This is a genomic window from Streptomyces sp. NPDC005281, from assembly GCF_040607495.1.
GTDB lineage: Bacteria > Actinomycetota > Actinomycetes > Streptomycetales > Streptomycetaceae > Streptomyces.
In genome coordinates this window covers 1-13,016 of sequence record NZ_JBEXGX010000006.1, presented here as the reverse complement: position 1 = coordinate 13,016, position 13,016 = coordinate 1, and the positions used below count along the sequence as shown (strand labels likewise).

Genomic DNA, 13,016 nt, shown 5'->3' with positions numbered 1-13,016 from the left:
ATCGGGGTGCCGCCCTTCGGCGTCTGTGTGAGCGCTCCGCGCTGAACCCTCAGTAGGCGCTGTTGACGTTGTCCATCGAGCCGTACTTGTCGGCCGCGTAGTTGGCGGCGGCGGTGATGTTGGCGACCGGGTCGTAGATGTTCCACGAGGTACCGGCCACGTGGTACGCCTTGAACGTCGGCGGGATGACCTGGAGCAGGCCCTTCGACGGGATGCCGTTGATGGCGTTGATGTCCCAGTCGTTGATGGCCAGCGGGTTGCCCGAGGACTCCCGCATGATGTTCTTGTGCAGCCCGTGGTACGAACCCGGGATGCCCTTCGACTTCATGATGTCGAGGGACTGGCGGATCCAGCCGTCGAGGTTGTTGGCGTACGTCTTCGCGGCGACCGTCTGCATCTTGATGCGCTGCGTGGAGCGGCTCGCGGTGGCGGCCTTGGCACGCGACGCGGCGGCCTTCTTCTTCGCGGCGGCCTGGGCGGCGGCCTTCTTCTTGGCGGCGGCCGCGGCGGCGGCCTTCTTCTTCGCCGCGGTCGCGGAGTCCGCCGCCGCCTTGTGCTTGGCGGCTATCGACTCCGCCTTCAGGGCGGCGCCGCTCGTGCCGGCGACGCCGGCCTCGACGCCCTTGATCTGCTGACCGGTGTAGGCGACCGGCGCCGTGGGGGCGGCGGCGTCGGTGGTGGTGTGGGAGCCGCTCGGCGCCAGCGAGAACGCGAGGGTGGCGGCACCGAGGGTGGCCACACCGGCGACTGTGAGCTTGTGGAGCTTCGTCAGCTTCGGACTATGACCACGAGCGGCAATGTTCTTGGACATAACTGAGACCTCTTCGAATAGCGCGGAGGTCGCTCATTCGTCCCGGTAGGGGACTGTGTTTCCGGAACAAACGCCCCGGGGGAGAACCCGAGGCGCTGAGCGACATGAGCAATTCTTAGCGGCCGCAAAATGCCCTGGCAAAGGTGTGACCTACGAAGCCAGGTAGTGGAGACGGATGGGGCAAATCGGGGCATAGTGGCACGTCTTCCCTGTTCACCTTGTCCCTTTTATCTCCTATGCTCCTTCGTACGTGACCTGGACCCTATGCGCGGGCTCACAGGGGTCCTCGATCAATCTGACGTGGAGTTGCGAGAGCAATGCTCAGAGTGAGGCTCTGTCGGCGGAGAGGAGGAGGTGCACGTCGCCGAACTCGTGCCAGAGATAGCGCCTGCGCAGCGCCTCGGCGTAGCCACGGTCGATCGCCGCTTCCCCCGCGATCGCCTCCAGCATCAGCAGATGCGAGGCCTCCGGCTCGTGCAGCCCGGTCAGCAGCCCGTCGACGGCCCGCACGCCCCGCTCCGGAGTCACCACGAGACCGGTCCACCCCTTCGCCGCCCGCACCAGCCCGTCCTCACCGGCCGCCGACTCCACGGCCCGCACCGCCGTCGTACCGACCGCGATGATCCGGCCTCCGCCGGCCCGGGCCGCGTTGATCAGCCGGGCCGACACCGCCGGAACCTCGTACCGCTCCGGATACGGCGGCTCGTGCGCCTCCGCCGAGGCGACCCCCGTGTGCAGCGTGACCGGCGCGAACTGCACACCCCGGCTCACCAGCTCCGTCACCAGCCGTGAGGTGAAGGGGCGCGCGGCGCTCGGCATCTCCGCGCTTCCCGCCCCGTCGTCCGACGGCAGCGCGAACACCGTCTGGTACACGGACAGCGGCTGGTCCCGGTCCGTGTAGGAGTAGCGGATGGGCCGCCCGTACCGCCGCAGCAGCCCCAGCACGTCCAGGTCCGCGACACGCCCCCACCACAGCCGCCGCCCCCGCGCGGTCAGCGGCTCCTCCAGAACGAGGCGCGCATCCCCGGGCAGGCACACCACTGTTCCCGTGGGCCCGCCCGCACGCGCGCGTGTGGTCCCCCGTCCGTCGGGCTCCCGCAGCTCGACCGCCCACCGCCCGTCGTCGCCGCGCGTGGAGAAGTGCACCACCACGCGCGCGTGCCCGATCCGCCCGTCCACGGCCGCCGCCAGCGTGGCCGAGGTGTTGACGATCAGCAGATCCCCGGCCTTCAGCTGCCGGGGCAGCTCCGTGAACGCGTGATGCGACACCTCGGTACCGCGCGACACCAGCAGCCGTACGGAATCCCGGTCACGGCCGGGACCGCGCTGTTCCGCGGGCACCCGCGCCGACAGCTCCTCCGGAACGCTTCCCCACTCCCGGCCGCGCCCAGCGCGGCTGACCCCCATCGCCGTCGTCACCGCTCCTCCAGCAGATCCGAAGCCGCGTAGCGCCCGCTGGCCGGCCGTTCGTCGAGCAGCCGCAGGAAGGCCGGAACCACACTCTCCGGCGCCGGTCGCGGACCGTCGTCCCCGGGTACGGCCGCCGCGTACAGGTCCGTGCCCATGTCCCCCGGGTCCACCGCCCACACCCGCAGACCGGGCTCCTCCTCTCCGAGCACCGCCGACAGCCGGTCGAGCGCGGCCTTCGAGGCCCCGTAGCCGCCCCAGGTCTCGTACGCCTCGGCCGCGGCGTCCGAACTGACGCCGACGACCGCGCCCGCCCCGGCCGCCCTCAGCAGCGGCAGCGCCTCCTGGACCAGGCCCAGCGCGGCGACCACGTTGACCTCCAGAGCCCGCCGCAGTCCCTCCAGAGCCAGGGCCTCCAGCCGCACCAGAGGCTCGGCGCCCAACGCGCTCGCGTTGTTCACGAGCAGATCGACACCGCCCAGTTTCCGGGCCGCGGCCACCAGGCCCGCACGGTGACCGGCGTCCGTCACGTCCCCGGGCAGGGCCTCCACACGTGTCCCGTACACGGAGAGCGCCCGCGCGGTCTCCTCCAGCGCCCCCGCCGTCCTGGCGTCGAGCACCAGATCCCAGCCGCGCTCGGCCAGAGCCGCGCCGAGCGCCCTCCCCAGCCCCTTCGATGCCCCCGTGATGATCGCTACCGGCATGACATCCGTCCCCTCGCTCAGACCGCCTTCCCGGCGGGTGCCCTCACGGTAGGAACGCGGCCCGTCCGGCCGCCTCGTGCGCGGGCCGCAATGATCAGGGGCCCTTCGTCCTAGGCCCAATGGCCCGGTGGGCGAGGCCACCGGTCCGATACGCGGTGTCACACCCCGCCGGTAGTTTGGGGTCATGAATCACGGACCCCGGTCGGGCCTGTACGCGGTGAGCTCCGCACTGCTGGCCATGAGCAGGCATCTCGAAGTGCGCGACGTCCTCAAGACGATCGTCGCTTCGGCCCGCGAGCTGCTCGACGCGCAGTACGCGGCCCTCGGGGTGCCCGACGACCACGGCGGCTTCGCCCAGTTCGTCGTCGACGGGGTCAGCGACGCGCAGTGGAAGGCCATCGGACCGCTCCCGCGCCAGCACGGCATCCTCGCCGCGATGCTGCGCGAGGCCCGTCCCGAGCGCCTGGCCGACGTGCGCAAGGACCCCCGCTTCGAGGGCTGGCCGGCGGCCCACCCCGACATGTCCGATTTCCTGGGCCTGCCCATCCGCGACGGCGACGAGATCATCGGCGCGCTCTTCCTCGCGAACAAGATGCGGCCCGAGGGAGCGCCGCCGTGTACCGAGCCGGACGGCCGCTGCGGCTTCACCGAGGACGACGAGGAACTCCTCACCATCCTCGCCCAGCACGCGGCGATCGCCCTGACCAACGCCCGGCTCTACGAACGCAGCCGCGAGCTCACCATCGCCGAGGAGCGCTCCCGGCTCGCGCACGAACTGCACGACGCCGTCAGCCAGAAGCTGTTCTCCCTGCGTCTGACCGCGCAGGCCGCGGCCACCCTGGTCGACCGCGACCCCTCCCGCGCCAAGGGCGAACTCCAGCACGTGGCGGCGCTTGCCGCGGAGGCCGCCGAGGAACTGCGCGCCGCCGTCGTCGAGTTGCGCCCCGCCGCCCTCGACGAGGACGGCCTCGTCGCCACCCTGCGCACCCAGATCCAGGTCCTCGACCGCGCCCATTCCGCGCGCGTGACCTTCTCCGGCCACGGTGTACGAGCACTTCCCGCCTCCCAGGAGGAGGCCGTGCTGAGGGTCTCCCAGGAGGCCCTGCACAACGCGCTGCGGCACTCGGGCGCCACCCGCGTCGACGTCACCCTGGACCGGCGCGGCCCCGGCGCCGTCCTGCACGTCCGTGACGACGGCAGCGGCTTCGACCCCACCGCGATACGCAGCGCCGGCCGCCATCTCGGCCTGGTGTCGATGCGGGACCGGGCGAGCGGGGTCGGCGGCACACTCACCGTGGAATCGGCGCCCGGGAAGGGCACCGTGATCGAGATGGAGGTTCCTGGTGGCTGACGCAATCAAGGTGCTGCTCGTCGACGACCATCAGGTCGTCCGCCGGGGGCTGCGCACCTTCCTCGAAGTGCAGGACGACATCGAGGTCGTCGGAGAGGCGTCCGACGGAGCCGAAGGCGTCGCGCGGGCCGAGGAGCTGAAACCGGACGTCGTCCTCATGGACGTCAAGATGCCGGGAATGGACGGCGTCGACGCGCTGCGCAAGCTCCGCGAACTCGCCAACCCCGCGCGCGTGCTGATCGTCACCAGTTTCACCGAGCAGCGCACGGTGGTGCCGGCGCTGCGCGCGGGCGCCGCCGGGTACGTCTTCAAGGACGTGGACCCCGACGCGCTGGCCGGAGCGATCCGCTCGGTCCACGCGGGCCATGTCGTCCTGCAACCCGAGGTCGCGAACGCCCTGTTGTCCCAGGAAGAGGTCAACTCGGTCCAGGGGAGAGGTGTCTCGCTCACCGAACGGGAGCGGGAGGTGCTCGGTCTGATCGCTGACGGCCGGTCCAACAGGGAGATCGCCCGTGCCCTCGTCCTCTCCGAGAAGACGGTGAAGACCCACGTCTCGAACATCCTGATGAAACTCGACGTCGCCGACCGCACCCAGGCCGCGCTCTGGGCCGTACGGCGCGGGATCGCGGACTGACCGTCAACTCGGAGGGTCCCGCTCCGGGATGAGATTCATACCGTCGTGTGTATGTCACCCGGATGGCGCATCCTCCGTGGGTCCCGGCCGTTCTCCAGTGCGCCGCGGCTGTCCGCCGCGGTGTTCACCAGGAGGGGTTTCGCAAGTGAAGAACCTGAAGAAGTTCACGGCTGTCGCGATGGTGGCGGGCGGCCTGGTCGCCGCCGGTGCGGGTATGGCCTCGGCGGCGGACGGCGCGTCGGCGGGCGGCAAGGCCGTGGGCTCCCCGGGCGTCGTCTCCGGCAACCTCGTCCAGGCCCCGGTCGACGTACCGGTGAACGTCGTCGGGAACAGCGTGAACGTCATCGGCGCCCTGAACCCGGCTTTCGGCAACCTAGGCCTCAACCGCTGAGGTTCCCCGCGACGACGACCACGACCACCGGCCTTCCAGGGAGTCCCTGGGGGCCGGTCGGCTTGTCGGCTCATCCGCGGACTGAACCGGACGGGGCAATCCGTACGGCCTCCCCGTGCCGTCCCAGGCTCCCCGGCGTTGCTCAGCGTACGACCCGCGGCAGGGTCGGATCCATGAACGCAGGAGGAACGCTTCCCATGAACATCGCCAAGAAGGCCGCCCTGGCCGTCACCGTCGCCGGTATCGCCGCGGGCGCCTGTGCCGGTGCCGCTGTCGCCGACTCGGGTGCCGAGGGCGCGGCCGCGCAGTCACCGGGCGTCGCCTCGGGCAACGTCGTACAGCTCCCCGTCCACGTCCCCGTCAACGTCGTGGGCAACTCCGTCAACGTCGTCGGCCTCCTGAACCCGGCGTTCGGCAACACGGGCGTCAACGGCTGAGCCGGTCCCACCTGAAGGGGCCCCGCGAACGGAAACGTTTCGCGGGGCCCTTCCGCATGCCATCCCCGGTACTACGCACGAGCTACGAAAGCCCCCGAGACCGAAATCCCCCCGGCGCTTCGGCCGTAGCGAGGCTTTCGCCCCCCCGCCCCTGCCCTTCCCACCCCTGGGGCTCCCGCCCCGGACCCCGCTCCTCAAACGCCGGAGGGGCTGAAAAATCCCCCGCAGCCGAAAGGCGGGCTGGGGGCGGCCACCACGATGCACTCGCAGCCGAAGGCGGCTAGCGGTGAGGGTCACCACGATGCACCCGCGGCCGGGATCCGGCGTGAGGGGACGGGCCGGTACATCAAATGCCCGCAGGCCGGACGGATCGTCACCCACCCGCGCTCCACGACCCCGCTGGGATCCGTCCGGATGCGGGCGGATGTACCGGCGCGGCCCCGCCCCCCACCGGAGCCGAACCGCGACCGCGACCGCGACCGGAGCCGCACCGCGACCGCGACCGCGACCGGAGCCGAACCGCGACCGCGACCGGAGCCGAACCGCGACCACGAACCGCCAGAGGCGAGCTCAACGCTCGCGTTCCTCCACGAAGGCGTTGTACGCCGCCACCTGCGCCCGCCGCGCAGTCCGCTCCACCGGCCGCAGCGCCTCCGCCCGAGCGGCGATCTCCGACGCGCTCACCGCGCCGCCGTGCCCGCTCTCGTACGCCACGGAGATCAGCATCCCGACCCGCTGCGCCAGCTCCAGCACGCGTACCGCACGCGGCGGGTACCCGGGGGCCAGCACCTCCCGCCCCCGCTCGGAGCGCGCCCGGTACGCGTCGATCGCCGCCGCCGCGACCGGCCCCGACCCGGCCACGTCCAGCCGCGACAACACCTCCGTCGCCTCGCGCAGCGCCTCCGCCAGCTCCCGCTCGGCCTCCCCGAGCGAGGGCACGTCGGCGGGCGGCGCCTCGCGTACGGCGAGACAGTTCCAGACGACCTCGACGTGCACATCGCCGGCGGGCCCGGCCTCGTACACCTCGGGCACGAGCCCCAGCGCCGCTCCGTGGCAGACCACGGCCTCCTCGGCGTCGAGGGCGCGCGCGTTGAACGCGGGCGGCCCGCTGAGCCCGAGCGGATGCCCCGGCGCGGGCAGCGCGACCCGCAGTCCCGTCACCCCGAGCGTGCGCAGCCGGCCGAGGGCGAGCGTGAGCCCGACGGGCCCCGACTCGCCGGGCAGCCCCTCGACCCGGTGCACCGCGTCGTCCCCGACGATGGAGAGCACGGCGTCATCCGGAGAAACAAGTCCGGCCAATAGGGCATTTCCCCAAGCGGCCAACTGTCCTGAGCGTGGTTCCGAGAGCATGCCCCCACCCTAAGGACCGGGCGATGGATCGGTGCGGCCGACCGGTGGCGTAGGTTTTCCCCGGGGGCTTCGTCCACAGACGCAAGCGACGGCCGAGACTGCAATGGGAGACAACGCGCTCATGAGCGATGTACTGGAACTGGTGGACGTATCCGTGGTCCGCGAGGGCCGGGCTCTGGTGGACCAGGTCTCCTGGTCGGTCAAGGAGGGGGAGCGCTGGGTCATCCTCGGCCCCAACGGCGCCGGGAAGACGACCCTCCTGAACGTCGCTTCCAGCTACCTCTTCCCCAGCGCGGGCACCGCCACGATCCTCGGTGAGACCCTCGGCCAGGTCGACGTCTTCGAGCTGCGTCCGCGCATCGGTATCGCCGGTATCGCGATGGCCGAGAAGCTCCCCAAGCGCCAGACGGTCCTCCAGACCGTCCTCACCGCCGCGTACGGCATGACCGCCGGCTGGCACGAGAACTACGAGGACATCGACGAGCGGCGCGCCCGCGCCTTCCTCGACCGACTCGGCATGAGCGAGTACCTGGACCGCAGGTTCGGCACCCTCTCCGAGGGCGAGCGCAAGCGCACCCTGATCGCCCGCGCCCTGATGACCGACCCCGAGCTGCTGCTCCTCGACGAGCCCGCGGCCGGCCTGGACCTCGGCGGCCGCGAGGACCTCGTACGCCGTCTCGGCCGGCTCGCCCGCGACCCGATCGCCCCCTCCATGATCATGGTCACGCACCATGTCGAGGAGATCGCCCCCGGCTTCACCCACGTCCTGATGATCCGTCAGGGCAAGGTGCTCGCAGCCGGCCCGCTGGAGCTCGAACTCACCTCGCGCAATCTCTCCCTCTGCTTCGGTCTCCCCCTCGTCGTCGAGCAGGTCGGCGAGCGCTGGACCGCGCACGGACTGCCGATGGGCTGAGTCCCCCTGGACTCCGCGGTGGCCTGATCCGTCGCGACGCGCGGACGCGTGCCCGTCACCCGGCGTACCCGACTTGATCGCGCGCTCTGTCCGCCGGGGGAGCGCGGTCCTACCATGACCATGTGAACGACATCAACGCATGGGTGTGGTGGCTGGTCGGGGCGGCCGGGCTCGGCATCCCGCTCGTGGTGACCGCGATGCCGGAGTTCGGCATGCTCTCCGTGGGCGCCGTCGCCGCGGCGGGCGCCGCCGGTCTCGGAGCCGGTGTCGTCCTCCAGGTGCTCGTCTTCGTGGCCGTGTCGGTCGCGCTCATCGCCGTCGTCCGCCCCATCGCCGCCCGGCACAGCGCCCAGCGTCCTCAACTCGCCACCGGCATAGAGGCGTTGAAGGGCAAACAGGCCATCGTCCTTGAACGCGTGGACAGTTCGGGCGGCGGCCGCATCAAGCTCGCCGGAGAGATCTGGTCGGCGCGCTCCCTCGACGGCGGACAGGCCTACGAGGTGGGCCAGGAAGTGGATGTCGTCGACATCGACGGAGCCACGGCGATCGTCATGTGACCTCGTACAACGCAAGTGAACCGAACGCCCCACGTGGCAGACGACGTTCTGTCAGACTCGTCCAGCAAGATCTTCAACACCCATGAGATCTTTCGGAATTGCCGAGCGGAGAAGGGTACGGGGAGCATCGATGGAACCGATCATCATCGTCCTGATCATTCTGGTGGTGTTGGTCTTCATCGCCCTGATCAAGACCATCCAGGTCATCCCACAGGCCAGCGCGGCCATCGTCGAGCGCTTCGGCCGCTACACGCGGACACTGAACGCCGGACTCAACATCGTCGTCCCGTTCATAGACTCGATCCGCAACCGCATCGACCTGCGTGAACAGGTGGTCCCCTTCCCGCCGCAACCGGTGATCACCCAGGACAACCTGGTCGTGAACATCGACACGGTCATCTACTACCAGGTCACCGACGCGCGAGCCGCGACGTACGAGGTCGCCAGCTACATCCAGGCGATCGAGCAGCTCACCGTCACCACGCTGCGCAACATCATCGGCGGCATGGACCTGGAGCGGACCCTGACCTCCCGCGAGGAGATCAACGCGGCCCTGCGCGGCGTCCTCGACGAGGCCACCGGCAAGTGGGGCATCCGCGTCAACCGCGTCGAACTGAAGGCGATCGAACCGCCCACCTCCATCCAGGACTCGATGGAGAAGCAGATGCGCGCCGACCGCGACAAGCGCGCCGCGATCCTCACCGCGGAAGGCATCCGCCAGTCGCAGATCCTCACCGCCGAGGGCGAGAAGCAGTCCTCGATCCTGCGCGCCGAAGGTGAGGCCAAGGCCGCGGCCCTGCGCGCCGAGGGCGAGGCCCAGGCCGTCCGTACGGTCTTCGAGGCCATCCACGCCGGAGACCCGGACCAGAAACTCCTCTCGTACCAGTACCTCCAGATGCTCCCGAAGATCGCCCAGGGCGACGCCAACAAGCTCTGGATCGTGCCGAGCGAGATCGGCGACGCGCTCAAGGGCCTCAGCGGCGCCATGGGCAACTTCGGCGGACCGAGTGCCGGTTCGGGCAACGGAAGCTCCTCAGGAGGCTCCGGCGGCGGCAGCGAACGCCGCGAGAAGCCGTCCATCACGGACTGACGCGTACGGCACTACGAGGATGGGGCCCACCTCCCGCGGGAGGTGGGCCCCATCCTCGTAGTGCCGTACGGGCTACGCGGCCGGCTGGACCAGCCACTCCGGCAGCGCGTCGAAGTCGTCCTGACCGAGCGCCAGAAGCATGGCGTCCGCGGGCGTCGGCTCGAACGGCTGCCGCAGCAAGGGCATCTGGGCCTGCTCCGGCGTACGGGCGGCCTTGCGGTGATTGTCCTCGGCGCAGGAGGCCACGGTGTTCAGCCAGGAGTCCTGACCACCCTGTGCCCGCGGCACGACGTGGTCCACGGTCGTGGCCCGGCGCCCGCAGTACGCGCACCTGTGCCGGTCACGTACCAGCACACCACGCCTCGACCACGGCGCTTGTCTTCGGAAAGGCACCCGGACGTAGCGGCAGAGCCGGATCACCCGGGGCACGGGTATGTCCAGCGCCGCTCCGCGCATACGCAGTTCGGGGTGGGCCTGCTCGACGACGGCCTTGTCCTGAAGCACCAGAACGACGGCTCGGTTCATCGTCACCGTCGAGAGCGGCTCAAAGCTCGCGTTCAGTACCAGTGTGTCCCGCATCCAGCCCACCTCCTCCGCGCACCGGCCCACCCCACGGTGGCGGGCTGGGATCAACTCTCGCCGGGCACGCCGAGATGGACAACGCAATAAAAAGTGCCCGCCTCTGATCACTTCCATGACCAGAGGCGGGCAAACGTTCGGTGAACGTCAGTCTGCGGCGGGAGCGGCGTACTCACCGATCAACTGGGCGCGCGCCAGCGTGTGGAACCGCAGATTGAAGCCCACCACGGCGGGCGACACCTCCGCGTCGGGCCCGAGCTTCTCCTGATCCACGGCGTACACCGTGAAGACGTACCGGTGCGCGGGGTCCCCGGCCGGCGGCGCGGCGCCGCCGAAGTCCCGGGACCCGTAGTCGTTGCGCACCTGCACGGCACCCTCGGGAAGGCCCTCGAACTTGCCGCTGCCCGCACCCGTGGGCAGCTCCGTCACCGAGGCCGGGACGTCGAACACCACCCAGTGCCAGAACCCGCTCCCCGTAGGGGCGTCCGGGTCGAAGCACGTCACGGCGAAGCTCTTGGTCTCCGGCGGAAAGCCTTCCCAGCTCAGCTGCGGCGAGGTGTTCCCGGCCGCGTGGACCTGCGCGTCCTTCAGCGCCGCACCCGGCTCGACATCCTCACTGGTGAGGGTGAACGCCGGCACCGGCGGATGGAAGTCGTGCGGAAGCGGCGGCCTCTTGGACTCGGTCACGTCAGTACCTCCTGAACGGCGGATTCCGTGCGTCGAGCCTAGAACCAGCTGCGCTTGCTGCCGACCTCCGACAGCCAGTGGTTCAGGTATCCGGCCCAGTCGGTGCCGTGGAAGTCGTGCAGACCCACCTCGAAGGAGCGGTAGGAGTCGCTGCCCTCACTGAAGATGCCCGGCTTCTTGTCCATCTCCAGGATGACGTCCATCGCGCGGTCGTCCGCGACGAAGCTCAGCTCGACCTGGTTCAGCCCGCGGTACTGCGACGGCGGGTAGAACTCGATCTCCTGGTAGAAGGGCAGCCGCTGACGGGTGTTCCGGATGTGGCCGCGCTCCATGTCCGCGTTCTTGAAGCGGAAGCCCAGCTGGATGAAGGCGTCGAGAATCGCCTGCTGCGCCGGCAGCGGGTGCACGTTGATCGGGTCGAGGTCACTCGAGTCGATGGCGCGTGCGATGTCCAGCTCGGTGGTCACACCGATGTGCATCCCGCGCAGGCTCTGCCCGTCGATCATGGTGACCGGCGTCTCCCACGGAATCTCCAGCCCGAACGGGACCGTGTGCACGCCACCGGCCTGAAGGTGGAAGGCCCCGCCGAGCCGCAGCTTCGTGAACTCGATGTTCTGCTTGTACTCCTGGTCGTCGTGGCCCTCGACCTCGACCCGGGCCTGGAGACCGACCGACAGTCCCTCGATGGCCTGGTCGACGGAACCACCCTGGATCCGCACCTCACCCTGGACGACGCCTCCCGGAACGGTGTTGGCCTCGGTCAGCACCGTCTCGACCGAAGCCCCACCGGCCCCCAGGCTCGCAAGCAGCCGCTTGAACCCCATGTCGCACTTCCTCCCCAGGCGATGCCTGTTCGTCCTCTGTCTGTATGGATCCCTTGATCCCTACAAACGCGATCCGGCCCCGACCGGTTCCGCGCCCTCACCCTTGCAAGGGAGAGGAGTCCTGACCACCCCGCGGGCAGGCATCCGTGCGGACCGCTCCGGACTCCGCCGCGCTCGCGGGACCGAGGTACTAAGCTCGTACGCCATGATCGCGGCCCCTGACCGTACGCCCCTGACGCGGGACTTCTTCGACCGCCCTGTCCTGGACGTCGCCCCCGACCTGCTGGGGCGTGCCCTCGTACGCGTCACCCCGGACGGTCCGATCGAGCTGCGCCTCACCGAGGTCGAGGCCTATGACGGCCCGAACGACCCCGGCTCGCACGCCTACCGCGGCCGCACGGCCCGCAACGGCGTGATGTTCGGCCCGCCCGGTCATGTGTACGTGTACTTCACCTATGGCATGTGGCACTGCATGAACCTGGTGTGCGGTCCGGAGGGCAGACCCAGTGGGGTGCTGCTTCGGGCCGGCGAGGTCACCAGGGGTGCCGATCTCGCGCGCAAACGTCGACTCTCGGCCCGATACGACAAGGAACTGGCCAAAGGGCCGGCGCGCCTCGCGACGGCCCTGGGGGTGGACCGGTCTCTCGACGGAGCGGACGCCTGTGGCCCCGAGGGCTCGCCCCTTACTCTGCTGTCGGGGACTCCCGCCCACGCCGACCAGGTACGCAACGGTCCGCGCACGGGAGTCTCCGGCGACGGAGGCGTCCATCCCTGGCGTTTCTGGATCGCCGACGACCCGACGGTGAGTCCTTACAGAGCCCATGCGCCACGCCGCCGTTCAACTTGACGCGCCCCATGGGGATCCGTAATGTAGCCCGAGCCGCTTGAACCGGTTACGGCGTTCAGCCAGCAGCCGAGAGCGGCCAATCCACTACCTACGACTTCCCCGCAGCGGGGGCTTATTCGGCGTGCTCGCACGTCTGAATTTCGAACCTGCGGAACTCGATTATGAGTCACCGAGGGAATCGGCTAGCGTAGTGAAAGTCGAAAGGCCACGAAACGCGAAAGCGCTGAAAGGCTTGAAGACAACCCCGCTGACTGGGAGTCAGGCCCGAAAGGATCTGATAGAGTCGGACTCGCCGGAAAGGGAAACGCGAAAGCGAAAACCTGGAAAGCGCCGAGGAAGTCGGATACGGAAACGGTCTGATAGAGTCGGAAACGCAAGACCGAAGGGAAGCGCCCGGAGGAAAGCCCGAGAGGGTGAGTACAAAGGAAGCGTCC

At 69.8% G+C, this 13,016-nt stretch carries 15 protein-coding genes; 8 read left to right on the top strand and 7 right to left on the bottom strand.

The window, feature by feature from the left end; genetic code table 11:
• Window positions 1-49: 49 nt before the first annotated feature.
• The 3 genes from ABZV42_RS10615 to ABZV42_RS10605 all read right to left on the bottom strand — a co-directional run bounded on the left by ABZV42_RS10615 (window position 50) and on the right by ABZV42_RS10605 (window position 2,922).
• Window positions 50-811, bottom strand: a complete 762-nt coding sequence (locus tag ABZV42_RS10615) for a transglycosylase SLT domain-containing protein (protein WP_355985562.1) — start codon at window positions 809-811, stop codon at window positions 50-52.
• A gap of 321 nt (window positions 812-1,132) precedes the next feature.
• Window positions 1,133-2,218: an S-adenosylmethionine:tRNA ribosyltransferase-isomerase gene (locus ABZV42_RS10610; RefSeq protein WP_355985712.1), complete on the bottom strand. Its 1,086-nt coding sequence runs from the start codon at window positions 2,216-2,218 to the stop codon at window positions 1,133-1,135.
• A gap of 8 nt (window positions 2,219-2,226) precedes the next feature.
• Entirely contained in the window at window positions 2,227-2,922 is a 696-nt protein-coding gene (locus ABZV42_RS10605) for an SDR family NAD(P)-dependent oxidoreductase (protein ID WP_355985560.1), read from the bottom strand.
• Between the two features lie 184 nt (window positions 2,923-3,106).
• On the opposite strand from ABZV42_RS10605, the gene ABZV42_RS10600 reads away from it, so the two are divergent.
• The 4 genes from ABZV42_RS10600 to ABZV42_RS10585 all read left to right on the top strand — a co-directional run bounded on the left by ABZV42_RS10600 (window position 3,107) and on the right by ABZV42_RS10585 (window position 5,735).
• Window positions 3,107-4,273 carry a GAF domain-containing sensor histidine kinase gene (locus tag ABZV42_RS10600; RefSeq protein ID WP_355985558.1) on the top strand — a complete coding sequence of 389 codons (1,167 nt, stop codon included), beginning with the start codon at window positions 3,107-3,109 and terminating at the stop codon, window positions 4,271-4,273.
• A complete protein-coding gene (locus tag ABZV42_RS10595) occupies window positions 4,266-4,907 on the top strand; it encodes a response regulator transcription factor (protein WP_355985556.1) in 642 nt (213 codons plus the stop codon). Before ABZV42_RS10600 ends, ABZV42_RS10595 begins: the two co-directional genes overlap by 8 nt.
• Window positions 4,908-5,052: 145 nt before the next feature.
• Window positions 5,053-5,298, top strand: coding sequence for a chaplin (locus ABZV42_RS10590; protein WP_326788611.1), 246 nt, complete (start codon window positions 5,053-5,055; stop codon window positions 5,296-5,298).
• 197 nt (window positions 5,299-5,495) lie between these two features.
• Complete coding sequence (locus tag ABZV42_RS10585) at window positions 5,496-5,735, top strand: chaplin (protein ID WP_355985710.1); 240 nt, start codon at window positions 5,496-5,498, stop codon at window positions 5,733-5,735.
• 570 nt (window positions 5,736-6,305) lie between these two features.
• Here the strand turns inward: ABZV42_RS10585 and ABZV42_RS10580 are convergent.
• Entirely contained in the window at window positions 6,306-7,085 is a 780-nt protein-coding gene (locus ABZV42_RS10580) for a hypothetical protein (protein ID WP_355985553.1), read from the bottom strand.
• Window positions 7,086-7,206: 121 nt separating this feature from the next.
• Here ABZV42_RS10580 and ABZV42_RS10575 point away from each other — a divergent pair, with 121 nt between their 5' ends.
• The 3 genes from ABZV42_RS10575 (at window position 7,207) to ABZV42_RS10565 (ending at window position 9,645) form a co-directional block, all read left to right on the top strand.
• On the top strand, window positions 7,207-7,998 hold the full coding sequence (locus ABZV42_RS10575) for an ABC transporter ATP-binding protein (protein ID WP_355985551.1): 792 nt from the start codon (window positions 7,207-7,209) through the stop codon (window positions 7,996-7,998).
• Window positions 7,999-8,120: 122 nt separating this feature from the next.
• Window positions 8,121-8,555: an NfeD family protein gene (locus ABZV42_RS10570; RefSeq protein WP_355985549.1), complete on the top strand. Its 435-nt coding sequence runs from the start codon at window positions 8,121-8,123 to the stop codon at window positions 8,553-8,555.
• 130 nt (window positions 8,556-8,685) lie between these two features.
• On the top strand, window positions 8,686-9,645 hold the full coding sequence (locus ABZV42_RS10565; protein ID WP_355985547.1) for an SPFH domain-containing protein: 960 nt from the start codon (window positions 8,686-8,688) through the stop codon (window positions 9,643-9,645).
• A 72-nt stretch (window positions 9,646-9,717) separates the two neighbouring features.
• Here ABZV42_RS10565 and ABZV42_RS10560 read toward each other — a convergent pair whose 3' ends face one another.
• The 3 genes from ABZV42_RS10560 to ABZV42_RS10550 form a co-directional block, all read right to left on the bottom strand.
• A complete protein-coding gene (locus ABZV42_RS10560; RefSeq protein ID WP_355991935.1) occupies window positions 9,718-10,224 on the bottom strand; it encodes an HNH endonuclease in 507 nt (168 codons plus the stop codon).
• A 147-nt stretch (window positions 10,225-10,371) separates the two neighbouring features.
• Window positions 10,372-10,911 carry a YbhB/YbcL family Raf kinase inhibitor-like protein gene (locus ABZV42_RS10555; RefSeq protein ID WP_355991937.1) on the bottom strand — a complete coding sequence of 180 codons (540 nt, stop codon included), beginning with the start codon at window positions 10,909-10,911 and terminating at the stop codon, window positions 10,372-10,374.
• 38 nt (window positions 10,912-10,949) lie between these two features.
• The gene (locus tag ABZV42_RS10550) at window positions 10,950-11,735 is read right to left on the bottom strand and encodes a sporulation protein (protein WP_355991940.1); all 786 of its coding nucleotides are present in this window, start codon (window positions 11,733-11,735) and stop codon (window positions 10,950-10,952) included.
• A 205-nt stretch (window positions 11,736-11,940) separates the two neighbouring features.
• Between ABZV42_RS10550 and ABZV42_RS10545 the strand changes: the two genes are divergently transcribed.
• Window positions 11,941-12,582: a DNA-3-methyladenine glycosylase gene (locus ABZV42_RS10545; RefSeq protein ID WP_356051635.1), complete on the top strand. Its 642-nt coding sequence runs from the start codon at window positions 11,941-11,943 to the stop codon at window positions 12,580-12,582.
• Window positions 12,583-13,016 lie beyond the last annotated feature (434 nt).